Origin of the sequence: Polynucleobacter hirudinilacicola (genome assembly GCF_002192535.1) — a bacterium.
In the GTDB taxonomy this organism is placed as follows: Bacteria; Pseudomonadota; Gammaproteobacteria; order Burkholderiales; family Burkholderiaceae; genus Polynucleobacter; species Polynucleobacter hirudinilacicola.
Map to the genome: position 1 here is coordinate 748,007 of NZ_NAIA01000003.1, position 22,367 is coordinate 770,373.

The following is a 22,367-nucleotide window of genomic DNA, read 5'->3' on the forward strand; positions in this document are numbered from 1 at the left end:
TAGAGATGGATATCGTTGAGATAGACGAAGCACCTAAAGTCAGCCCATCTCCTCAGGGTCCTAAGGGCCCAAGCGATCCTCATGATCCTAAAACAATGGATCTGAACGAAGACAATAAAGATAGTCTGACCTTAGCAGTCTACGCAGAGCGCGCTTATCTTGATTACGCCATTAGTGTTGTTAAAGGCCGTGCTTTGCCGGAAGTGGCTGATGGTCAGAAGCCAGTTCAACGCCGTATTTTGTTCTCTATGAATGAAATGGGCCTGCGTGCTGATGCTAAGCCGGTGAAGAGTGCCCGTGTAGTCGGTGATGTATTGGGCAAGTTTCATCCGCACGGAGATCAATCTGCTTATGACGCATTAGTGCGTTTGGCGCAAAGCTTCTCATTGCGCTACCCCTTAATTGATGGCCAAGGTAACTTCGGCTCACGGGATGGCGATGGTGCTGCCGCAATGCGTTACACCGAAGCACGCCTCACCAAGATTGCTGGTTTGCTATTAAGTGAAATCGATGAAGGAACGGTTGATTTTGCGCCTAACTATGATGGCTCATTTCAGGAGCCTAAGTTATTGCCAGCGCGCCTGCCGTTTGTTCTTTTAAATGGTGCATCTGGTATTGCCGTTGGTATGGCAACCGAGATTCCTTCCCACAATTTACGTGAAGTTGCGAGCGCTGCAATTGCTTTAATGAAGTCTCCAAAGCTCTCAACCGCTGATTTGCTCGGCATCATGCCTGGCCCTGATTATCCGGGTGGCGGACAGATTATTTCCTCTACAGCAGAGATTGCACAGATCTATGAAACCGGCCGTGGCAGTATTAAAGTACGCGCTCGCTGGTCTGTAGAAGAGTTGGCGCGTGGCCAATGGCAGATTGTGGTCAATGAATTGCCGCCTGCAACTTCATCTCAGCGTGTATTGCAAGAGATTGAAGAAATCACTAATCCAAAAGTGAAGGTAGGTAAAAAGACTCTCACGCCAGAGCAAAACAATCTCAAGTCCACCATTCTGAATGTCTTAGATGGCGTTCGCGATGAATCCAGTAAAGATGCTGCAGTACGTTTGGTCTTTGAACCTAAGAGTAAAAATATTGACGTCAATGAATTCGTTAATCTTTTGCTAGCCCATACCTCTCTAGAATCTAATGCACCAATGAACTTGGTGATGATTGGCAATGATGGTCGTCCACGCCAAAAAGGTCTCAAAGAGATTTTGACGGAGTGGGTTGAGTTTAGGGTTGCTACGGTTACCCGCCGTACCCAGTATCGCTTAGGTAAAGTGAAAGACCGCATGCACATATTGGAAGGGCGTTTAATCGTTCTTCTGAATATTGATAAGGTTATCAAGATCATTCGTAATAGCGATGAGCCAAAGGCTGATCTGATTAAAGAATTCAAACTCTCTGATCGCCAAGCTGAAGACATTCTGGATATCCGTTTGCGGCAATTGGCGCGTCTTGAAGGTATCAAGATTGAGCAAGAGCTCAAAGAGCTAAAAGCTGAGCGAGATGATTTAGAGGGCTTGCTACAGAGTGATACAACACTGCGTAAGCGCATTGTGAAAGAAATCGAATCTGATATGAAGGACTTTGGCGACGATCGTCGCACCTTGATTCAGGAAGATAAGCGCGCTATTGCAGAAACCAAAGTAATCGATGAACCAGTGACGGTGATCGTTTCACAAAAAGGTTGGGTACGAGTGCGTCAGGGTCATGAGCATGACCCAACTCAATTTAGCTTTAAGGCGGGTGATGCCATGTATGACACCTTTGAAGTACGTACGGTTGATGTCATGCAAGGCTTCGGTAGTGATGGCCGTGTGTATACGGTACCTGTCAGTGAGTTGCCAGGAGCTCGTGGCGATGGTTCGCCATTAACTAGCTTTGTTAATTTGGCCCCTGGTTCACAAATGGTTGCTTACTATGCTGGTCAGCCAGATGATTTAGTGTTGCTCTCTACTAAAGCAGGTTATGGCTTCTTAGCGAATGTGGCCGACATGAGTACCCGCAATAAAGCAGGAAAATCTTTTGTGAGTATTGATGCCAAGGTTGCTGGCGACGCGCCTTTGGGCGCAGTCAAAGTTAAGGTTGGCATGAAGCAGGTTGCCTGCTTGTCACAAGCCTCTAAATTATTAGTATTCCCCTTGGATGAACTAAAGCGTTTACCTACTGGTGGTAAAGGCGTGATCTTGATGGGTTTAGACGATAAAGAATTCTTGGCTTCAGCTATCGCAGTTGGCTCGGATGGTGCTACTTATGCTGGTGCTGGTCGTGCCGGTAAACCAACAGAACTCAATTTGGATGCGAAGACGCTCAAATCGTTTGCTGGTAATCGTGCACGCAAAGGACACTTTGTTGAGCCACGCCTGAAAGACGGCAAGCTAAAGGCGAACTAAGCAAACCAGAAAAATGAGTTTTTCTTGGGAACGCTAATGCTGTATTTAATGGCCATCACTTCTGCCAGACTCGATACCGCGATCTCTGACGGGGTTAGTGCCCCGATGTAGAGTCCTACTGGTCCATGCAGTCTATCAGCCTGCTCTTGGTTGAGCTCGAATTCTAAAAGTCGCTCTTTACGTTTTTGAGTGTTCTTGCGGATTCCTAATGTTTTCACGTAAATGCTGACATTAGCATGTCTGATGTGCACTGCTTAAATTTTATATCTCAGCAATGAGTTCAATTTCAACGCAAGCGCCCAAAGGAATTTGCGCCACACCAAATGCACTTCGTGCATGCTTGCCTGCATCCCCAAAAACTTCAAAAAGTAATTCGGAACAGCCATTAATAACTAAGTGTTGTTCGGTGTACTGATCGGTTGAATTTACAAGACCCATCACCTTGGTAATGCGTTTGACTTTATCTAATGAGCCTAAGTGATTCTGCAATGTAGACATTAAATCAATCGCAATTGATCTGGCCGCAGCCTTGCCGGCTTCGGTATCCATATTTTTGCCTAACTTTCCAACCCAAGGTTTGCCATCTTTCTTAGCAATGTGGCCAGACAGGAAAACGGTATTACCTGAAGTGGCAGCCATGACATAAGCAGCGGCAGGGGGTCCGGCTGGGGGTAACTCAATCCCGAGGGATTTAAGGCGATCAAGGTAAGTATTGCTCATGTTTTTTCATTCCTATTAACTAGATGATGAATCTTACTGGGAAGCGCTTTAGCCCAGTATTTTTCTGTGTTTTTACGGATTTTGCTTGGCCAAATGGCCTAAACAATGGCTCTGGACGCCTCAGTCCGCTATACTCTTGCAAATTGATTTAAATCAAACTCATTAATACAGAATTTTATGAAAAAACTCACAATTCTTCCTCAATTGCTTCTTGCCTTTACTTTTGCGCTGACGGGTTTTGCTGCTCAAGCACAAGAAGTAAAAGGCAACGCTGCTGCTGGCAGTAGCAAGTCATGGCTTTGCGTTGGCTGTCACTCTATTCCTGAGTATCGCGCTGACTATCCTTTGGTGTATAAGGTTCCAATGTTGGGTGGCCAAAATGCAGCCTATATCGCTAGCTCCTTAGCCGCATATAAAAAGGGCGAAAGAAAGCATCCAACAATGCGTGCCATTGCAGGCAGCCTCTCTGAGCAAGATATGGCTGATCTTGGCGAATACTATGCTGCGCAAACAGCCAGCTCACCTAACAACCCATTGAAGTGATAGAGGCACGTTTATGAAATTCGCACTAATTACAGTATTTTTGCTTTCAAGCATTGGCATTGCAAATGCTGCTAGCGTAGATAAAGGTAAGGCACTTGTCGAGAAAGCCAATTGCGCTTCTTGTCATGGTGCTGGACTCAATACACCAATCTTGCCGGTTTATCCAAAGCTTGCAGGTCAATATTCGGACTACCTTTACTACGCTTTAAAAGCGTACAAAGTAGGTAATGGCAACCCACAATATGGTCGTAATAACGCCATCATGGGATCACAGGTTCAAGCGTTCTCTGATGCTGACATGCAGGACATTGCGGCTTATATCGCTTCTTTACCTGGAAACTTCGTTGTTAAGAAGTAAAGTCTAGCAGTAGCAGACAAAGTAAAGGCTTAGAATATTCTTCTAAGCCTTTGTTCTTTATAGGGTTTACTTTTATCTGAGGGCTTCTAATCCACGGGTAAAGTGTTTCCTCATGGCCGCTTCTGCCGCCAATTCATCCCTTTTGAGAATAGCCCTGAGGATGTCGCGATGCTCTACGAGTGAGGCCTGAAGTCTCCCGGTGCTAGTTAATGAATCTTTGCGATGGAGTTTGAGTACTTTACGTAAATCTGCAATCACGCCATTCATCCAGCGATTTCCAGCAATTTCTTGAATAAGCTCATGAAATTTGCCATTAATCTCGAAGAATTGCTCAATATCTCGGTCTGCAGCTGCTTTTTCTAGGCGGTGGTGCAGGTGATCTAGGAGGTTTAATTCATCCTCAGTGGCCTTAAGGGCAGATTCTTTGGCTGCCTGACACTCTAAAAGCGATAAGACCGTGAAGATTTGCTCTAAATCACCGCGATTGACTTCTGTAACGTAGGCGCCTCTTCGCATCTTGATGGTAATCAGTCCCTCAGAAGCCAAAACCTTGATGGCTTCTCGCATTGGGGTTCTGCTTATTCCAAATTGCACAGCGAGAGACTGCTCATCTAACCAGCTTCCTGGTGCTAATTGCTTGCTAAATATCTGCTCCCGTAGTCTGTCAGCTACGTCTTCATAGAGCGGTCTATTAATGAGTTTTGTATTCATAATTATGAATACATGATAGCTGGACAAATTCTAAATAGTCAAGCAGAATTGGAGAAATTAGGTGCAATGCAACAAATTTACCAGGAGTGTTTTGTGAGTTCAGAAATCAACAGTTCATCAAAAAATTCATGGCCAGCAGTTCCAGAATCAAATTTGGATGCCTGGAAAAAGTCAGCCCAGAAATCTGCACCGAATGGTGATGTTGAGAAACTGGGTTGGAATACGCCTGACGGTATTCAATTAAAGGCGCTGTATACGTCTGCAGATACCGAAGGCTTGAACTATACAAATACCTTGCCTGGATTTGAGCCCTTTTTGCGTGGTCCACAAGCCACAATGTATTCAGTACGTCCTTGGACGATTCGTCAATATGCTGGATTTTCAACTGCACAAGAATCGAATGCGTTTTATCGCAAGGCCTTAGCTGCTGGTGGCCAAGGCGTATCAGTTGCATTTGATTTAGCTACGCATCGTGGCTATGACTCAGATCATCCACGTGTGACTGGCGACGTAGGCAAGGCAGGCGTTGCCATTGATTCTGTAGAAGACATGAAGATTTTGTTTGATGGAATTCCCTTAGACAAGGTGTCAGTGTCAATGACGATGAATGGCGCTGTGTTGCCGGTGCTGGCAGGCTACATCGTAGCTGGTGAGGAGCAAGGGGTTAAACAGGAGCAGCTGTCTGGAACGATTCAGAACGATATTCTGAAAGAGTTCATGGTGCGCAATACCTACATATATCCGCCAGAGCCATCGATGCGCATCATTGGTGACATTATTGAATACACCGCCAAGTACATGCCCAAATTTAACTCGATTTCCATATCGGGTTATCACATGCAAGAAGCTGGCGCTAATCAAGTATTGGAATTGGCATTCACATTGGCCGACGGTAAAGAGTATGTCAAAACAGCTCTTGCAAAAGGATTAGACGTCGATGGCTTTGCTGGTCGCTTGTCATTCTTTTTTGCAATTGGCATGAACTTCTATTTAGAGGTTGCTAAATTGCGCGCTGCAAGATTGTTGTGGTGGCGCATCATGAAGTCCTTTGAGCCAAAGAATCCAAAGTCTTTAATGTTGCGTACGCATTGCCAAACCTCAGGTTGGTCATTAACAGAGCAAGACCCTTATAACAACGTAGTTAGAACGACTGTTGAGGCAATGGCAGCTGTATTTGGCGGTACACAATCACTCCATACAAACTCATTTGATGAGGCCATTGCCTTGCCTTCAGAGTTTTCAAGCCGAATTGCTCGCAATACACAATTAATCCTGCAAGAAGAAACCCATATTACTAGCGTGATCGATCCTTGGGCTGGCTCTTACATGATGGAGAACCTCACACAAGAGATGGCTGATAAGGCCTGGGAAATCATTCAAGAAGTTGATGCTATGGGTGGCATGACCAAGGCGGTTGAAAGTGGTTGGGCTAAATTGAAGATTGAAGCCTCTGCTGCTGAGAAGCAAGCCAAAATTGATTCTGGCGCCGACGTCATTGTTGGCGTTAATAAATACAAGCTTGAAAAAGAAGATCTTGTTGATGTTTTGATGATCGATAACGATCGTGTTCGAGATGGTCAAGTGGCACTCTTAAAAGAAATTAGAGCAAAGCGTGATAGTAAAAAAGTACAGGCTGCATTAGAAGCGTTAACCAAGGCTGCTGAGGACAACACGGGGAACTTGTTGGAGTTGGCTGTAAATGCAATACGTTTACGCGCTACGGTTGGTGAAGTATCTGATGCATTGGAGAAAGTTTACGGGCGCCATCGCGCCGATACTCAAAAGGTGACCGGTGTGTATGCAGCTGCCTATGACTCAGCCGAGGGCTGGGAAAAACTCAAAGTAGAAATTGCCGACTTTGCAAAAGATTTTGGTCGTCGCCCGCGCGTGATGATTGCTAAACTTGGTCAAGACGGACATGATCGTGGCGCTAAGGTAGTTGCGACTGCCTATGCTGACCTTGGTTTTGATGTCGATATTGGACCTTTGTTTCAGACTCCTGAAGAGTGCGCACGCCAAGCGATTGAGAATGATGTTCACGCCTTAGGCGTTTCAACTCTCGCAGCAGGCCATAAAACCTTAGTACCCGCGATCATTGCAGAACTAAAAAAACAAGGCTCAGATGACATCATCGTATTTGTGGGTGGCGTAATTCCAAGACAAGATTACGAGTTTCTCTACGAGGCAGGCGTGAAGGGCATTTATGGCCCAGGTACACCAATCCCAGCTTCGGCTAAGGATGTACTTGAGCAAATTCGTAAATCGGTCAAACCCGCCTAATTAGGAATCCAGAGCATGCTCGAAGCTGCTGATCAGGCTTTAGTTAATGACCTTACTGGTGCACCATCGCCCCAGCAGCGTCGTGCATTAGCTAAGATCATTACTTTGCTTGAATCGACCCGCTTAGATCACCGTAAGCGTGCCGATGAAGTACTCAATAGCCTTCTTCCTAAGACAGGCAAATCATTTCGTTTGGGTATTTCTGGTGTTCCAGGCGTAGGCAAATCTACGCTGATCGAAACGCTGGGTTTGTATCTTATCGAAAAAGGACATCGCGTTGCGGTGATGGCCATTGATCCATCCTCCAGTTTGTCGGGCGGATCTATTTTGGGTGATAAAACCCGTATGGAGCGCCTCTCTGTTTTAGAGGGTGCCTTCATCAGACCAAGCCCATCTTCTGGAACCTTGGGGGGCGTTGCAGAAAAAACCCGTGAGGCTATGTTGGTAGCTGAGGCTGCTGGTTTTGACGTCATCATTGTTGAAACAGTTGGTGTTGGGCAAAGTGAAATTGCAGTTGCGGGTATGACAGACATGTTCTTGCTATTGCAGTTGCCCAATGCAGGAGATGATCTGCAGGCCATCAAAAAAGGTGTAATGGAAATTGCGGATTTGATTGCCATTAATAAGGTGGATATAGATCCAGATGCGGCAATGCGGGCGCAATTATTTATCACGAGTTCTTTACGTCTATTGGGTTTTCAGGGGAATCCAGATCACGCTTCACATGATCAAGAGTTTTGGCATCCGACGGTGATCACACTGAGCGCTCTTGAAGGCAAAGGTGTGCCTGAACTATGGGAAAAAGTGACCCATTTTGAAAAACTACAAAGAGCAAATGGCAAATTTGCATCTCGCCGCAAACAACAGGCGGGAGCGTGGATGTGGGATCGAATTGATGCTGGGCTAAAGACTGCCTTTCGTAATAATGCGGCAGTGCAAGAGCTATTGCCGATCTTAAGTGCACAAGTAAACCAAGGAACTATGGCAGCTTCAGTAGCGGCAAGACGCTTACTGGAATCCATGGGGCATGAATTTTTCTAAGGAGTAGTAAATGAAGGAAATTATTCAACAACTGGAAGCGAAGCGCGAGCTTGCCCGATTGGGTGGTGGGCAAAAGCGTATTCAGGCTCAGCATGCCAAGGGAAAATTAACGGCCCGTGAGCGTATTGAGCTTTTGCTTGATGCTGGCACTTTCGAAGAATGGGATATGTTCGTGGAACATCGTTGTCATGATTTCGGAATGGCTGATCAAACTGTGCCAGGTGATGGCGTAGTTACTGGTTATGGAATGATTAACGGCCGTTTAGTGTTTGTGTTCTCACAAGACTTCACTGTTTTAGGTGGATCTTTATCAGAGGCACATGCAGAGAAGATTTGCAAAATCATGGATCAAGCTCTTAAGGTTGGAGCACCTGTGATTGGCTTGAATGACTCTGGCGGTGCCCGTATTCAAGAGGGTGTTGCTTCATTGGGCGGCTATGCAGAGATTTTCCAACGCAACGTTACTGCTTCCGGCGTGATCCCACAGATTTCCTTAATTATGGGTCCATCCGCTGGTGGCGCGGTGTATTCGCCAGCGCTGACTGATTTCATCTTCATGGTGAAAGATAGCTCATACATGTTCGTGACAGGTCCTGAAGTTGTGAAGACGGTAACGCATGAAGATGTCACAGCTGAAGAATTAGGCGGTGCCGTAACGCATTCAACTGTTTCTGGGGTGTGTGACTTAGCATTTGATAATGATGTTGATGCGATCATGATGTTGCGTCGTTTCTTTAACTATTTACCGCTCTCGAATCGTGAAAAACCACCGCTCATTAAAGGTGCAAATCGTAATGAAGAGTTTGACTTTTCATTAGATACATTGGTTCCATCAAACCCAAATCAACCCTACGACATGAAAGAGTTGATTGAGAAGATTGTTGATGACGGCGAGTTCTTCGAACTACAGCCTGACTATGCTAAAAACATTGTGATTGGTTTTGCCCGTATGGAGGGGCGTTCTATTGGTATCGTAGCGAATCAACCATTGGTCTTGGCTGGCTGTTTAGATATCAAAGCATCCATTAAGGCAGCCCGATTTGTGCGTTTCTGTGACGCCTTTAATATTCCGGTTGTTACTTTGGTGGATGTTCCAGGCTTTATGCCGGGGACTGCACAAGAATACGGCGGCATTATTAAGCATGGAGCAAAGCTACTCTATGCCTATGCTGATTGCACAGTGCCTAAAGTGACTTTGATTACACGTAAGGCTTACGGTGGTGCCTACGACGTGATGGCCTCTAAGCATTTGCGGGGAGATGTGAACTTTGCATGGCCATCTGCTGAGATCGCGGTAATGGGCCCCAAGGGTGCTGTTGAAATTATCTTCCGCGAAGAGAAATCCGACCCAGGAAAGATTACAGCTCGCGAAGCTGAATATAAATCAAAGTTTGCAAATCCATTCGTGGCTGGACGTCGTGGCTATATTGATGACGTCATCTTGCCTCACGAAACTCGTAAGCGCATTGCACGTTCCTTGGCGATGTTGAAAGATAAAGACTTGAAGAATCCTGCCCGTAAACACGGCAATATTCCTCTGTAAAGGCGCGGATACATAATGACTACGAAAATGTTCAAGAAAATATTGATTGCTAACCGCGGCGAGATTGCTTGCCGTGTAATGAGTACTGCCAAGAAGATGGGCATCAAGACTGTTGCCGTCTATTCGGAGGCCGACAAAGAGGCGCGGCATGTGCAATTGGCTGATGAGGCAGTGTGCATAGGGCCCGCACCTTCTCGTGAGTCCTACCTTGTGATGGATCGCATTATCCAAGCGTGTAAAGATACTGGTGCCGAAGCGGTTCATCCGGGATATGGCTTTTTATCCGAGAACGAGCAGTTTGCTAAACGTTGCGAAGAAGAGGGTATTGTCTTTATTGGCCCTAAATATCAATCTATTGCTGCAATGGGTGACAAGATTGCATCAAAAAAACTCGCGTTGGAAGCCAAGGTCAATACGATCCCAGGTCATAACGAGGCGATTGCCACAACTGATGAAGCGGTGAGGATCGCTCAAGGCATAGGCTACCCCGTGATGATCAAAGCATCTGCTGGCGGTGGTGGTAAAGGCCTGCGCGTTGCATTTAATGACAAAGAGGCAGCTGAAGGTTTTGCTGCTTGCAAAACTGAGGCGATGAATAGCTTTGGTGATGATCGTATCTTTATTGAGAAGTTTGTTGAAGGTCCACGCCATATTGAAATTCAGATATTGGGTGATGCTCACGGTAATGTCGTGTATCTCAATGAACGTGATTGCTCGATTCAGCGTCGTCACCAGAAGGTGATCGAAGAGGCACCATCTCCGTTTATTGACCCTGCCACCCGCAAAGCAATGGGTGAGCAAGCGGTTGCCTTGGCTAAAGCGGTGAACTATCAATCTGCAGGAACTGTTGAGTTTGTGGTTGGTAAAGATAAATCTTTCTACTTCCTGGAGATGAATACCCGACTACAAGTTGAGCATCCCGTAACAGAATCGATTACCGGTCTTGACCTGGTGGAGCAGATGATTCGTGTGGCTGCTGGTGAAAAGCTCGCATTCAAGCAAGCAGATGTGAAGTTAGATGGTTGGTCCATGGAATGCCGTATCAATGCGGATGACCCATTTCGCAATTTCTTACCCTCAACTGGTCGTTTAGTGAAATACAGACCGCCTGAATCAATCAATGGTGTGCGTGTAGATACTGGTGTGTATGAGGGTGGCGAGATCCCAATGTACTACGACTCGATGATTGCTAAATTGATTGTTCATGGTAAGGATCGTACGGAAGCAATTGAGAAAATGCGCTCTGCCTTGAATGATTTTGTGATTCGCGGTATTCATTCAAATATTCCATTCCAGGCTGCTTTGTTGCAGCATCCGCGCTTTGTTAGTGGTGATTTCACAACTGGGTTTATTGCAGAAGAGTATCCAGAAGGCTTTAAAAAGGATTCTGTACAGCCTTCTGACCCAAAGCGTCTAGCTGCATTGGCTGCTTTCATGCGCTATCGCTATTTAGAACATATCAAAATGATTGATGGCCAGTTAGCCGGTCATGAAATGATCATTGCGAAGAAGTTTGTAGTGGTTACCGGTAAAAAATCTGGATCGATGAATGATCCAGTGGAAGTGCCTATTCGGGTTGAGTTGAAAGACGGGATTTATTCTGTGTATATCGATGAGCCGGATGGCGTAAGTCGTTATGACATTGTTAGCGATTGGCGTCCAGGACAAATTTGCCTCAACGCAACCATTAATGGCATTCATAAAATCACAGCACAAGTAGAGCGTCGTGGAGTCCGTTATGTGCTCATTCTTGATGGTGCTCATTATGAATGTATGGTGCTTAGCCCATTAGGCGCAGAGCTGCAACGCCGTATGCCTGTCAAGCTTCCGCCTGATAACTCTAAGTTAGTGATGTCACCGATGCCTGGCCTTTTAACAAAGATTGCCGTTAAAGCAGGTGAGGCAGTAACCGCCGGACAAAAACTCGCATCCATCGAAGCTATGAAAATGGAAAATACGATCTCAGCAATGCAGGATGGTGTTGTAGCGGAGATATGCGCCAAAGAGGGCGATAGCTTGGCAGTCGATCAACTTATCATTCGTTTTGAATAGGGGAAATGATGTCGGCTAAACCATTCAAAATTTTGGGTATTCAACAGATAGCTATTGGCGGTGAAAACAAAGACCGCCTCAAGAAGTTATGGGTTGATATGTTGGGCTTTGAATATAAAAGTACCTTCGTCTCTGAGCGTGAAAACGTCGATGAAGATATTTGTGCCATTGGCAAAGGAGCTCACGAGATTGAAGTGGACTTGATGCAACCCTTTGATATTGAAAAGAAGCCTGCAGTCCATCAAACCCCTTTAAATCATATCGGTTTATGGGTAGATGACTTACCTAAGGCAGTTGAATGGCTTTCTGCCAACGGTCTACGCTTTGCGCCTGGTGGCATACGCAAAGGGGCGGCTGGATATGACATTACTTTTGTGCACCCGAAGGGGAATGATGAGTTCCCCATTAGCGGCGAAGGCGTCTTAATTGAGCTGGTTCAAGCTCCTCCTGAAGTGATTGCTCAATTGGGTTCATAATTTGGCTTTTCAAGCAAATCAAAAGAGTTCAAATTGACCCGCATACTGGCCATCGACACCTCAACAGCTTGGTGTTCGGTGGCTTTATCTTTAGGCGACCAAGCACCAATACTCCGACATGAGTTGGTATCGGCTGGCGCTAGCCAACTGCTTTTGCCATGGGTGGATAGTCTTTTGCAGCAAGCCCATCTGAAATTAAGTGATCTGAATGCGATTGCAGTAGGCATTGGTCCCGGAGCATTTACGGGCGTTAGGCTTGGTGTAGCGGCAGTACAAGGCTTGGCTATTTCTTGTGACTTGCCTATATTGCCGGTATCTAGCCTGGATGCCATAGCAGCACAACTTGTCAAAGAAAATTCGTTTAAGCAAGTAAAGCCTAAATACTTTGCCATTGCAATCGATGCTCGTATGGATGAGATTTACTGGGCTAAATTTGAGTCTTCAACAGAAATGAATGGGTTAGCAAAACGCATTGGTGATATTTATCTATCAAAGCCAGAAGAATTGGATCTCGTAGGTATTGAATTTTTAGCGGGCAGTGCCATCAACGCCTATGGGGATCGATTATTTGGCAAAACAAAAACACCTCTTCCTATTAATGCACTTGACGCAGCAGTCCATTTGACCGCTGGTGGCATCTTGGATTGTGCTCGGAATGATTGGGCAGACGGTCGGCAAATCAATGTTCGTGCGCTTGAGCCTCTATATGTGCGTGATAAAGTAGCCTTAACTACGCAAGAGCGATTAGAGGCATTTAAATAATGTCCGAAGGCTCTGCTGAACTCTCGTTTTTGCCAATGCAGATTGCAGATCTAGATGCTGTTTTAGAAATTGAATCTGTTTCACATCTACATCCTTGGACCAGAGGAAATTTTTCAGATTCTTTAGCGGCGGGACATTGGGCTTATTGCATTCGTCCGCAGATCGATCAGGCAATTAAGGGATCGTATTTAGATCCCGCAATCCTATGGGCCTACTGCATTTTATTTCCTGCTGTTGATGAATTGCATTTACTCAACATTACGGTATCACCGAAGCTGCGTAAGCTTGGCTTAGGCTCCAGAATGATGGCTGCAATTGAGGGTGTTGCCGCACAACAATATATTCCCAGAATTATTTTAGAGGTCAGGCCCTCAAATATTGCTGCAGTGACCTTGTATCAAAAGCTTGTATACGAACAAATTGGCATGCGTAAAAACTATTATCCGGCTGACCCACAATTGGGAATAAGAGAGGATGCCCTGGTGATGGCTAAATCGATTAAGCTAGAGATATGAGCAATACACATTCCGCCTTCTTAAAAGAAATGGGCATTACCGAATGGTCTTCTAGAGAAGAGGGGGTTCAGGCTAGCCCTGAAGCTTCGCCTCCAGCGGCTGAAAAAGTCTCTCTAGGGCATTGGTGGTTCTTTGGCGCGCAGCCACAGGGTGAGGCACAGGCATTGTTTCAGAGTGTCATCCGGGTCCTGGGACTTGGTCCACAAGAGTGGTCTTGGAAGAATGCTAGCGATAATTTGGGTCAACTTAAATCGCCAGATAGCGGCTTACCAGTTGTCGCATTTGCTTTTGGAGGCAGTATTGCTCAAAAAATTACTGGCGAGAAAGATGCTTTGCCGCAATTGCGCGAAACAATTCTGGCTTTAAATAATGGGGCTGATGAAGAAATTCCAGTCATCGCCTCTTATGACCTAGCTCAGCTAGTTGCTAAGCCCAAAGACAAAGCCTTACTCTGGCAGGATCTCTTGCTAGCAAAGTCAGTGCTACAAAATATTTAATGCTTGTGTTCGCCGATGAGGTGCATTGAGTCATACTCAGCTTGATTTCTAGCATGGCGCTTAATAACAAGCCACATGAGACCACTGACCGCTAAGCCAAAGCCGGTAATGACATAAGCAATCGGAACATCAAACCAGATCAGCAATGAATATATTGCGAGCATCATTAATACGGAGATGTTCTCGTTAAAGTTTTGAACTGCAATTGAGTGGCCAGCAGACATCAGAACGTGACCTCGATGCTGTAGTAGTGCATTCATTGGCACAACAAAATAACCTGCGAGCCATCCGACAATAATGAGCAAGATATAGGCAGGTAGTAAATTCAGACTCACTTGCATTTTGCCAATGGTCATAATCGTTGTATTTGGCAGCATGTCAGAGTTGTAGGCCGCCATTACACAAACAACCAAGCCCATGATGATGCCGTAAGGCAGTACATTCAAAGAGTTGCGGAGTGGTACTCGGCTGGCAGCCCAGACTGCACCACCCGCCACACCCACAGCCGATATGGCCTGAAGGATAGCGCCTTGCGATAGATTCATATGCAAAGCTACTTGCGCCCACTTAATCACAATAAATTGCAGGGTAGCGCCAGCACCCCAGAACAGTGTAGTGACTGCTAGTGATATTTGACCTAGGCGATCGTTCCATAAAGTCTTAAAGCAAACGGAAAAATCTTTGATGAGTTCAATAGGGTTTGCCTTTTGTGCAACATAACGCGCCCCAGTATCGGGAATCTTGAGATTAATCAGTGCGGCAATGATGTAAATCATCATGATGATCATGATGGCCGATTCCGCGGGGGTATCGATACCAGTTTCTAAACTTGGCATATCCCATGCCAAGAGACTTTCGGATACCGTGCTGCTAATCAAGACGCCACCCAATACGGTGCCTAAAATAATCGAGCCTACAGTAAGACCTTCGATCCAACCGTTGGCAGCGACCAATTTTTCAGGCGGCAGAAGTTCAGTCAAAATACCGTACTTGGCTGGAGAGTAGGCTGCGGCACCCAGTCCTACGATTGCATAAGCCAACAATGGGTGGCTACCAAAAAGCATGATTACGCAACCGACAAACTTAATCGTATTGGTGATAAACATCACATTTCCCTTGGGGCGGGAGTCAGCAAAGGCTCCCACGAAGGCAGCAAGCACCACATAGGACAATACGAAGAATAATTTGAGTAAAGGAGTCATCCAGGCCGGAGCATGGAGCTGGGCCAAAAGGGCGATTGCTGCAATCAGCAGAGCGTTATCAGCCAGCGACGAAAAAAATTGCGCCGCCATAATGATGTAAAAACTACGGTTCATTCGTACAATCTAGTCATTGATTCAATTAAAACACGAAAGGAGGGGTGAATATGGTTGGTTCAGCTAGTGGCTTGATTAATAGACCAATTTTGGCATCTATTCACACTGAGGCCTTTCAACACAATTTAAACAGAGTTCGGGAACTTGCTCCAGAGTCCAAGATTTGGGCTGTCATTAAGTCTAGGGCCTATGGACATACATTTGAAGCGGCCTTAAACGGTTTAGCCTCTACAGACGGTTTTGCGCTACTAAATATGCAAAATGCAGCGCGTTTGAGGGAGCAAGGTTGGCAGGGTCGAATCCTACTTTTAGAAGGGTTATTTCATGAGGATGAGTTGGCCTTAGCCGAAAAGTTGTCCTGTGACTTGGTTGTCCATTGCGAGGCACAAGTGGAATGGCTAGAAAAATATTCATCCCATAAGCCATTTAATGTTTTTCTCAAAATGAACACGGGCATGAATCGTTTGGGCTTTAAACCTGATGCGTACAGAACAGCATTTCATCGTTTGCATGCGATTGGCTGCAAGATGCATCACATGACCCATTTTGCCAATGCGGATCAAGTTGATCGCTTACCAACTGTTGGCAGCCAAGTGGAATTGTTTGATGATGCTATCAAAGGCTTGGATGCTCCAACATCATTGGCAAATTCGGCGGCGATATTGTGGCATCGCAATGCTCTTGGGGATTGGGTGAGACCGGGAATTATGCTCTACGGTGCATCACCAACAGGGCTCTACTCAGATATTAAAAACGCGCATTTGCGAGCAGTTATGCAGCTGCAAAGTGAAATCATTGATATTCAAGAATTACAAAAGGGCGATCGGGTTGGTTACGGTGGTCGCTTTGAAGCTCCAGAAGCAATGAGAATCGGCATAGTTGCTTGTGGTTATGCAGACGGATATCCGCGTCACGCAAAAGATGGCACACCGGTTTGGGTTGACGATGGAAATAAAGGTGAGGGGGTGATTTGCCCAATTGCTGGACGAGTTTCCATGGATATGCTCAGCGTTGATTTACGCAATGCCCCCAATGCCAACATTGGCAGCGTTGTAGAGCTCTGGGGTGATCGAGTTGCGGTTGATGATGTTGCGCAGATGAGTGACACAATTGGTTATGAACTCCTTTGTGCACTTGCTCCACGGGTACCGGTGATTGTCAAATAACTACGCAATTCGCAATCAGCAAGAGCGCACAATAAAAACCCCAATCAGTATGAATGGGGTTTTTATTGAGTACTAGAGCAACAATTACTTATTCCAGAACTGCCACCATTTGCGTTCTTTGATCACGCGCTGCCCAGTCTCTAGCATGGGACTATCTGGAAAATTGAGTTTGAACACCCGGGCTGTATCGTTGCTGAGCTCGACCATTCCTAATTTCTCGTACGACTTGTACAAAATATATAGAGCCTCTTCAACCGCAGGTGCGCGATCGTAATCTCGAATCACTAGTTGCGCACGATTAGCAGAGGCCAAATAGGCGCCGCGTTGGTAGTAGTAGCGAGCCACAATTACGTCTGCCTCTGCGAGGGAGTTGACGATATAGCGCATTCTATCCAGGGCATCTGGAGCATATTTACTATTTGGGAAACGTTCGACAACAACCTTAAAAGACTCAAAGGCATCTTTAGCTGCTTGTGGATCACGCTCACTCAGATCTTGACCTGTAAATTTTCCGAGCCAACCTAAATCATCATTAAAGGTAATGAGACCTTTGAGGTAGTAGCCATAATCTAAGTTAGGACTTCCTTGGTGCAGTTTGATAAATCGATCAATGGCAACAAGTGCTTGTGCTTGTTCTTGAGCTTTCCAATAACAATAGGCAGCATTAATTTGAGCTTGTTGTGAATAGGGGCCGAATGGAAAGCGCGCTTCTAACTTCTCAAAGTATTTGCCACACTTGCCAAAGTCAGCATCATTTAATTTGGCTGTTGCTTCAGAGTACAGCTTAGTCTCGGACCAAATATCGGTATCGTCTTTTTGGCCATCAGTACCTGCACAAGCGCTGAGTAATAGAGCTGCTATCACTACGAGCAATAGTAGGCTTAGAGGGTTGTTGCTGAAAAAAGTGGGCTTTTTTTGCATGGCAGAGTGCCCAGTAGGCCTTAAACTGGCGTCTGATATTACGTCGGACATAACTGAAAGGCTCTTTAAGCGTGGCATTGCCGCAAACTCCTGATTCGAATCCTGTTGATTATATCGATGAAGAGGATTTCATCTCCCTGGAAATTCCTTTAGAGATGGCTGGGGAGAGGCTCGACAAGGTATTGGCAGGGTCTTTACCCGATTATTCCCGAAATCGACTGAAGGCTTGGGTGGAGGCAGGCGCCGTTATGGTTGATGGAAAGGTCACAAAAGCCCGCTATTTGCTGCGAGGCGGGGAAAGCATTAAGGTCTTTCCACAAGAAATGCCAGAGCAATTTGCCTTTAGCCCCGAAGACATTCCCTTGGATGTTGTTTATGAGGACGATTCTGTGATTGTGATCAATAAGCAGCCAGGGCTAGTTGTGCACCCTGCCGCTGGAAATTGGTCTGGCACCTTACTCAATGGCCTTTTGTTTCGGTATCCTGAGCTAAAGTCATTGCCAAGGGCGGGAATTGTTCACCGTTTAGATAAGGATACCTCTGGGTTAATGGTGGTTGCACGTACTGCTCAAGCTCAAACGTCCCTCGTAAGACAATTACAAGAACGAACTGTTGGCCGTCGATATTTGGCTTGGGTGTGGGGTGATGCACCAAGTCAAGGCAAAGTTTTAGCTTCTGTTGGCAGAGATCAACGCGATCGTCTTCGAATGGCTGCTGGTAGCCCGCAAGGCAAACCTGCAGCTACTGTGTTTCGTCGTTTGGCAAAGGCTAGCTTTAATGAATCACCACTAGCCTTACTTGAATGTCGGCTTGAGACGGGGCGCACACATCAAATTCGCGTTCACTTGGAATCATTGGGTTTTCCGCTGTTGGGTGACCCGGTTTACCGTAAAAAAACACCAGGAGTAGCAAAGTCACTAACGTTTGAACGTCAAGCTCTGCACGCATACGCTTTAAGCCTGCAACATCCTCTATCGCAAGAGTGGATGACTTGGTTTCGTCTCCCATCCGCCGATCTGATGGACTTATTGCCCAATATCGGCATGAGTGAAGCAGTCTTGCCTAAGGAAGAGGCTCTACTTGCATCCATTCAGAATGACCATCAATCATGAGTTTCATTCGCCCTGCATGGCCCGTTCCCAAAAGGGTTCATTCATTACTCACTACTAGAGAGGGCGGTGTCAGCACGGCACCATATGAGACTCTCAATTTAGGTGATCACGTTGGAGACCAACACGCTTCGGTGATGGCCAACCGCCAAATTCTTGGCAGGCATTTACCATCAGAGCCCGTTTGGTTAAATCAAACACACAGCGTTCAAGTGAGTACACCCAAGAGTCGTGCGCAACATACTAGGAAGCCATTTGACGCTGATGCTGCAGTGACTAATATCCCTGATGAAGTACTGGTAATCATGACGGCTGATTGCTTGCCAGTGCTTTTTTCCAATGCTGACGGTTCAGTTGTGGGTGCTGCACATGCGGGCTGGCGTGGTTTATGTGATGGCATTCTGGAAAATACCGTGATTGAAATGCTAGAGCTTTCCCATCAATCCACCGCTGCTGATTTGATTGCGTGGATGGGGCCTGCAATAGGCCCAGACTCTTTTGAGGTGGGTGAGGATGTATTGCAGCGCTTTCAGGAATCTGGTCTGCATGACATGCAGAATTGCTTTTCATCCATCCCCACTAAGCCTGGAAAGTATTTGGCTAATCTTTATCAATTAGCCCGAGATCGACTTAAGGCTGTTGGTGTAACTTCCGTTTTTGGCGGAGACATGTGTACCGTTACGGATGGGGAGCGATTTTTCTCCTATCGCCGTGATGGGGTCACTGGAAGGTTTGCTTCTTTAGTCTGGATATCCCAATAGGCCAAATTTTCTGCGGGTAAACACTAGATTAGCCCTACCGCTAGGGTTATTGCGTATAACCTTATAGTCGTTATAGCTCGAGAATGATCTTAATTAATTGAAGAGACTACTATGTTTGCAGGCATGAATACCGGTGCGACCCCATCTTTGGCGCCGCACCATATGGCAATGATTCCACCAGAGCGTTTGGCAGAAATTCAAAAAGAGTATTTTGCAGAGTTAGCGCACATTGCAACTAATCCCGAAGCGATTGAGGTCAAGGATCGTCGCTTTGCAGGTAAGGCTTGGCATTCCTCTTGGAGTAAGGTCATTGCTGCTACTTATTTGTTGAACTCAAAACATCTGATGTCGCTGGCTAAAGCAGTAGATACCGACGAAAAGACAAGACAAAAGATTTTATTTACCACTGAACAAATGATCGATGCGCTGTCCCCATCGAATTTTATTGCGACCAATCCAGAAGTTTTAGAAAACATTATCAGCACCCAAGGCCAGTCGATTCAAAAAGGAATCACAAACCTGCTTGGCGATATGAAAAAAGGCAAGGTCTCACAAACTGATGAGAGTGCATTTGAAGTTGGTAAAAATATTGCCACTACAGAAGGCCATGTTGTATTTCGTAATGAATTATTTGAACTCATTCAATACACGCCACTCACAGAAACTGTCTTTGAGCGTCCTTATTTGATGGTGCCCCCATGCATCAATAAATATTACATTTTGGATTTGCAGCCCGATAACTCAGTTGTGCGACATATGGTTGCCCAAGGGCATACGGTATTTCTTGTTTCTTGGAAAAATCCAGATGCCTCTATGGCCGAGGTCAGTTGGGATGACTATGTCGGTAAAGGAGTTATTAAAGCGATTGATGTTGTTAAAGAAATCGGCAATGCCAAACAGATTAATATCCTGGGCTTTTGTGTTGGCGGGACCTTAACGACTTCAGCCTTAGCTGTCTTGGCTGCGCGCGATGAGCACCCAGCGGCGAGCCTGACCCTATTTACTACCTTATTGGATTTCACCAACACCGGCATTTTGGATGTCTTTATTGATGAAGGCATGGTGGAGTTACGCGAGAACACCATAGGTGGCAAGAATGGTAAGTGCGGCATGATGTCTGGCTTGGATTTGGGTAACACCTTTTCCTTCTTGCGTCCTAACGATTTAGTTTGGAACTACGTAGTTGAAAATTACCTTAAAGGTAATTCTCCGCCACCATTTGATTTGCTGTATTGGAATGGCGATTCAACCAACTTACCGGGCAATATGTATTGCTGGTATTTGCGGCACACTTATTTACAGAATGACTTGGTAAAGCCTGGCAAGCTGAAGATTTGTGGTGAAAAAATTGATCTAGGTAAGATCAAGTGTCCTGCTTATTTATATGCCTCTCATGAGGATCACATCGTCCCTTGGCAATCTGCTTATGAGTCAACGCATATTCTCAAAGGTAAAAATCGCTTTGTGCTGGGTGCTTCTGGTCATATTGCTGGTGTGATTAATCCACCAGCAAAAAATAAACGCTATTACTTTGAAAATAATAAGATTGCCGCTACTGCAGATGAGTGGCTGGAGGGGGCGAAACAGATTCCAGGTAGTTGGTGGCCCAACTACACCAAGTGGCTTGAGCAGTTTGCTGGTGAGAAAAAACCAGCTAGCAATACATTTGGTAATGCTCAGTACAAAAAAATGGAAGCAGCACCAGGGGTATACGTAAAAGAAAAGGCAGCTAAAGCTGCTTAAGAACAGCAATCATTAACGAAGGTTTTTTAAAGGGGAAAGTAATGTCTCAAAAAGTCGCATATGTCACTGGTGGTATGGGCGGGATTGGTACCGCTATTTGCCAACGTTTAGCAAAAGATGGATTCAAGGTTATTGCAGGTTGTGGACCAAACTCACCGCGTAAAGATCGCTGGATTGCGGAGCAAAAAGCTTTGGGTTATGACTTTATTGCCTCTGAAGGTAACGTGTCTGACTGGGATAGCACGGTTGCTGCGTTTGAAAAGGTCAAGGCAGAAGTGGGTCGCGTTGATGTATTGGTAAACAATGCAGGAATTACCCGCGACAGTGTTTTCCGCAAGATGACTCCTGATGCTTGGAAGGCTGTTATTGATACCAACCTCAATTCATTATTTAATGTCACCAAACAAGTCATTGATGGCATGGTTGAGAACAACTGGGGTCGTGTGATCAATATTTCTTCTGTAAATGGTCAAAAAGGCCAGTTTGGTCAATGTAACTATTCGACTGCAAAGGCTGGTCTGCATGGTTTCACTATGGCCTTGGCTCAAGAGGTTGCCACCAAGGGTGTTACTGTTAATACCGTTTCTCCAGGTTACATTGGTACGGATATGGTTAAAGCCATTCGTGAAGATGTTCTGGAGAAGATCGTTGCTGGTATCCCGGTTAAGCGTTTGGGAACACCTGAAGAGATTGCTTCAATCTGCTGCTGGATTGCATCTGATGATGGTGGTTATGCAACTGGCGCTGACTTCTCCTTAAACGGTGGCATTCACACTGGTTAATACTGCAGTGCAGCATTTTCTGCACAGTAAGCAATGCGCAACACGGCTAATTTACCTTTACTTCAAAGTGGAGATAAACTAAGCTGATGTTGCGTTGCAGTATTCAGTAAGGAAAAAAATGGTTACCCGTACAAAACGAGCTGGCGAAGACCGTCTCATTAAGAAGTATCCCAATCGCCGTCTTTATGACACCCAAACAAGTACTTATGTCACCTTATCGGACATCAAGGGTTTGGTAATGGCAAATGAAGTATTCAAAGTCATTGATGCAAAGACAGATGAAGATCTGACTCGTAATATTTTGCTGCAAATAATCCTCGAAGAAGAAGCTGGTGGCGCTCCGGTATTTTCTTCACAAATGCTTTCTCAAATCATCCGCTTTTATGGAAATTCCATGCAGGGCTTGATGGGAAATTATCTCGAAAAGACCATGCAGTCGTTTGTAGATATTCACAATAAATTGGGTGATCAAACCAAAGGTCTTGGTGCTGGTAGCACACCAGAAGCTTGGTCCCAAATGATGAATCTCCAAAACCCACTCATGCAAGGCCTAATGGGTAACTACATGGAGCAAAGCAAAGATTTGTTTGTAAAAATGCAAGAGCAATTGCAAGGATCTCAAAATCTCTTTGGTAATTTTCCATTTACCCCACCGCCAACTAAATCTGAAAAAGAATAGTT

At 45.6% G+C, this 22,367-nt stretch carries 22 protein-coding genes; 17 read left to right on the top strand and 5 right to left on the bottom strand.

Going from position 1 to position 22,367, the window contains the following annotated elements; translation table 11 throughout:
- The first annotated feature begins 95 nt into the window (after positions 1-95).
- A complete protein-coding gene (parC, locus tag B6A14_RS07920) occupies positions 96-2,390 on the top strand; it encodes a DNA topoisomerase IV subunit A (RefSeq protein WP_201721519.1) in 2,295 nt (764 codons plus the stop codon).
- Here parC and B6A14_RS07925 read toward each other — a convergent pair.
- Both B6A14_RS07925 and B6A14_RS07930 read right to left on the bottom strand, forming a co-directional pair.
- Positions 2,387-2,608: an XdhC family protein gene (locus B6A14_RS07925; protein ID WP_236635695.1), complete on the bottom strand. Its 222-nt coding sequence runs from the start codon at positions 2,606-2,608 to the stop codon at positions 2,387-2,389. The two genes, parC and B6A14_RS07925, sit on opposite strands and share 4 nt — an antisense overlap.
- 43 nt (positions 2,609-2,651) lie before the next feature.
- Complete coding sequence (locus B6A14_RS07930; protein WP_087909936.1) at positions 2,652-3,110, bottom strand: RidA family protein; 459 nt, start codon at positions 3,108-3,110, stop codon at positions 2,652-2,654.
- A gap of 177 nt (positions 3,111-3,287) precedes the next feature.
- Here B6A14_RS07930 and B6A14_RS07935 point away from each other — a divergent pair, with 177 nt between their 5' ends.
- Together B6A14_RS07935 and B6A14_RS07940 are read left to right on the top strand one after the other, a co-directional pair.
- The gene (locus B6A14_RS07935) at positions 3,288-3,653 is read left to right on the top strand and encodes a c-type cytochrome (protein ID WP_087909937.1); all 366 of its coding nucleotides are present in this window, start codon (positions 3,288-3,290) and stop codon (positions 3,651-3,653) included.
- 13 nt (positions 3,654-3,666) lie between these two features.
- Positions 3,667-4,011, top strand: a complete 345-nt coding sequence (locus tag B6A14_RS07940) for a c-type cytochrome (RefSeq protein WP_087909938.1) — start codon at positions 3,667-3,669, stop codon at positions 4,009-4,011.
- A 72-nt stretch (positions 4,012-4,083) separates the two neighbouring features.
- Here the strand turns inward: B6A14_RS07940 and B6A14_RS07945 are convergent, their stop codons facing one another.
- Positions 4,084-4,722, bottom strand: coding sequence for a GntR family transcriptional regulator (locus B6A14_RS07945; RefSeq protein WP_087909939.1), 639 nt, complete (start codon positions 4,720-4,722; stop codon positions 4,084-4,086).
- Positions 4,723-4,815: 93 nt separating this feature from the next.
- On the opposite strand from B6A14_RS07945, the gene scpA reads away from it, so the two are divergent.
- Genes scpA through B6A14_RS07985 form a run of 8 tightly spaced genes read left to right on the top strand, consistent with a single transcriptional unit; the run spans position 4,816 to position 13,888 of the window.
- Complete coding sequence (scpA, locus tag B6A14_RS07950; RefSeq protein ID WP_407947052.1) at positions 4,816-7,002, top strand: methylmalonyl-CoA mutase; 2,187 nt, start codon at positions 4,816-4,818, stop codon at positions 7,000-7,002.
- Between the two features lie 15 nt (positions 7,003-7,017).
- Positions 7,018-8,043: a methylmalonyl Co-A mutase-associated GTPase MeaB gene (gene meaB / locus B6A14_RS07955; protein ID WP_087909940.1), complete on the top strand. Its 1,026-nt coding sequence runs from the start codon at positions 7,018-7,020 to the stop codon at positions 8,041-8,043.
- Between the two features lie 10 nt (positions 8,044-8,053).
- The gene (locus B6A14_RS07960; protein ID WP_087909941.1) at positions 8,054-9,586 is read left to right on the top strand and encodes an acyl-CoA carboxylase subunit beta; all 1,533 of its coding nucleotides are present in this window, start codon (positions 8,054-8,056) and stop codon (positions 9,584-9,586) included.
- Between the two features lie 15 nt (positions 9,587-9,601).
- Positions 9,602-11,638, top strand: coding sequence for an acetyl-CoA carboxylase biotin carboxylase subunit (gene accC, locus B6A14_RS07965; RefSeq protein WP_087909942.1), 2,037 nt, complete (start codon positions 9,602-9,604; stop codon positions 11,636-11,638).
- 8 nt (positions 11,639-11,646) lie between these two features.
- Complete coding sequence (locus B6A14_RS07970; RefSeq protein WP_087909943.1) at positions 11,647-12,114, top strand: VOC family protein; 468 nt, start codon at positions 11,647-11,649, stop codon at positions 12,112-12,114.
- Between the two features lie 33 nt (positions 12,115-12,147).
- Positions 12,148-12,876 (top strand): tRNA (adenosine(37)-N6)-threonylcarbamoyltransferase complex dimerization subunit type 1 TsaB, encoded by a 729-nt coding sequence (gene tsaB / locus B6A14_RS07975; protein ID WP_087909944.1) that lies wholly within the window; start codon positions 12,148-12,150, stop codon positions 12,874-12,876.
- Positions 12,876-13,391, top strand: a complete 516-nt coding sequence (gene rimI, locus B6A14_RS07980; RefSeq protein WP_087909945.1) for a ribosomal protein S18-alanine N-acetyltransferase — start codon at positions 12,876-12,878, stop codon at positions 13,389-13,391. Before tsaB ends, rimI begins: the two co-directional genes overlap by 1 nt.
- Complete coding sequence (locus tag B6A14_RS07985) at positions 13,388-13,888, top strand: DNA polymerase III subunit psi (RefSeq protein ID WP_087909946.1); 501 nt, start codon at positions 13,388-13,390, stop codon at positions 13,886-13,888. Before rimI ends, B6A14_RS07985 begins: the two co-directional genes overlap by 4 nt.
- Here the strand turns inward: B6A14_RS07985 and lplT are convergent.
- The gene (gene lplT, locus B6A14_RS07990) at positions 13,885-15,204 is read right to left on the bottom strand and encodes a lysophospholipid transporter LplT (RefSeq protein WP_087909947.1); all 1,320 of its coding nucleotides are present in this window, start codon (positions 15,202-15,204) and stop codon (positions 13,885-13,887) included. The two genes, B6A14_RS07985 and lplT, sit on opposite strands and share 4 nt — an antisense overlap.
- 74 nt (positions 15,205-15,278) lie before the next feature.
- Between lplT and alr the strand changes: the two genes are divergently transcribed.
- A complete protein-coding gene (gene alr / locus B6A14_RS07995; RefSeq protein ID WP_087910325.1) occupies positions 15,279-16,370 on the top strand; it encodes an alanine racemase in 1,092 nt (363 codons plus the stop codon).
- Between the two features lie 84 nt (positions 16,371-16,454).
- On the opposite strand, the gene B6A14_RS08000 is transcribed toward alr, so the two are convergent.
- Positions 16,455-17,291, bottom strand: coding sequence for an outer membrane protein assembly factor BamD (locus B6A14_RS08000; RefSeq protein ID WP_236635697.1), 837 nt, complete (start codon positions 17,289-17,291; stop codon positions 16,455-16,457).
- A 71-nt stretch (positions 17,292-17,362) separates the two neighbouring features.
- Between B6A14_RS08000 and B6A14_RS08005 the strand changes: the two genes are divergently transcribed.
- From B6A14_RS08005 to phaR, 5 genes are all read left to right on the top strand, one after another.
- Positions 17,363-18,403: an RluA family pseudouridine synthase gene (locus tag B6A14_RS08005; RefSeq protein WP_201721496.1), complete on the top strand. Its 1,041-nt coding sequence runs from the start codon at positions 17,363-17,365 to the stop codon at positions 18,401-18,403.
- The gene (gene pgeF, locus B6A14_RS08010) at positions 18,400-19,161 is read left to right on the top strand and encodes a peptidoglycan editing factor PgeF (protein WP_087909948.1); all 762 of its coding nucleotides are present in this window, start codon (positions 18,400-18,402) and stop codon (positions 19,159-19,161) included. Before B6A14_RS08005 ends, pgeF begins: the two co-directional genes overlap by 4 nt.
- A 111-nt stretch (positions 19,162-19,272) precedes the next feature.
- A complete protein-coding gene (gene phaC / locus B6A14_RS08015) occupies positions 19,273-20,904 on the top strand; it encodes a class I poly(R)-hydroxyalkanoic acid synthase (protein WP_087909949.1) in 1,632 nt (543 codons plus the stop codon).
- 41 nt (positions 20,905-20,945) lie between these two features.
- Positions 20,946-21,686, top strand: coding sequence for a 3-ketoacyl-ACP reductase (locus B6A14_RS08020; protein ID WP_087909950.1), 741 nt, complete (start codon positions 20,946-20,948; stop codon positions 21,684-21,686).
- A 118-nt stretch (positions 21,687-21,804) separates the two neighbouring features.
- Positions 21,805-22,365 (top strand): polyhydroxyalkanoate synthesis repressor PhaR, encoded by a 561-nt coding sequence (gene phaR / locus B6A14_RS08025; protein WP_087909951.1) that lies wholly within the window; start codon positions 21,805-21,807, stop codon positions 22,363-22,365.
- Positions 22,366-22,367 lie beyond the last annotated feature (2 nt).

Excerpts from the sequence above, each read along its gene's own strand:
- B6A14_RS07945 (WP_087909939.1), bottom strand. The coding sequence starts at position 4,722 with ATGAATACAAAACTCATTAATAGACCGCTCTATGAAGACGTAGCTGAC.
- pgeF (WP_087909948.1), top strand. The coding sequence starts at position 18,400 with ATGAGTTTCATTCGCCCTGCATGGCCCGTTCCCAAAAGGGTTCATTCA.
- B6A14_RS07960 (WP_087909941.1), top strand. The coding sequence starts at position 8,054 with ATGAAGGAAATTATTCAACAACTGGAAGCGAAGCGCGAGCTTGCCCGA.
- lplT (WP_087909947.1), bottom strand. The coding sequence starts at position 15,204 with ATGAACCGTAGTTTTTACATCATTATGGCGGCGCAATTTTTTTCGTCG.
- B6A14_RS08000 (WP_236635697.1), bottom strand. The coding sequence starts at position 17,291 with ATGCAAAAAAAGCCCACTTTTTTCAGCAACAACCCTCTAAGCCTACTA.
- phaR (WP_087909951.1), top strand. The coding sequence starts at position 21,805 with ATGGTTACCCGTACAAAACGAGCTGGCGAAGACCGTCTCATTAAGAAG.
- B6A14_RS07930 (WP_087909936.1), bottom strand. The coding sequence starts at position 3,110 with ATGAGCAATACTTACCTTGATCGCCTTAAATCCCTCGGGATTGAGTTA.
- accC (WP_087909942.1), top strand. The coding sequence starts at position 9,602 with ATGACTACGAAAATGTTCAAGAAAATATTGATTGCTAACCGCGGCGAG.
- phaC (WP_087909949.1), top strand. The coding sequence starts at position 19,273 with ATGTTTGCAGGCATGAATACCGGTGCGACCCCATCTTTGGCGCCGCAC.
- B6A14_RS07940 (WP_087909938.1), top strand. The coding sequence starts at position 3,667 with ATGAAATTCGCACTAATTACAGTATTTTTGCTTTCAAGCATTGGCATT.
- B6A14_RS07985 (WP_087909946.1), top strand. The coding sequence starts at position 13,388 with ATGAGCAATACACATTCCGCCTTCTTAAAAGAAATGGGCATTACCGAA.
- parC (WP_201721519.1), top strand. The coding sequence starts at position 96 with ATGGATCTGAACGAAGACAATAAAGATAGTCTGACCTTAGCAGTCTAC.
- meaB (WP_087909940.1), top strand. The coding sequence starts at position 7,018 with ATGCTCGAAGCTGCTGATCAGGCTTTAGTTAATGACCTTACTGGTGCA.
- B6A14_RS07935 (WP_087909937.1), top strand. The coding sequence starts at position 3,288 with ATGAAAAAACTCACAATTCTTCCTCAATTGCTTCTTGCCTTTACTTTT.
- rimI (WP_087909945.1), top strand. The coding sequence starts at position 12,876 with ATGTCCGAAGGCTCTGCTGAACTCTCGTTTTTGCCAATGCAGATTGCA.
- B6A14_RS08020 (WP_087909950.1), top strand. The coding sequence starts at position 20,946 with ATGTCTCAAAAAGTCGCATATGTCACTGGTGGTATGGGCGGGATTGGT.
- B6A14_RS07970 (WP_087909943.1), top strand. The coding sequence starts at position 11,647 with ATGTCGGCTAAACCATTCAAAATTTTGGGTATTCAACAGATAGCTATT.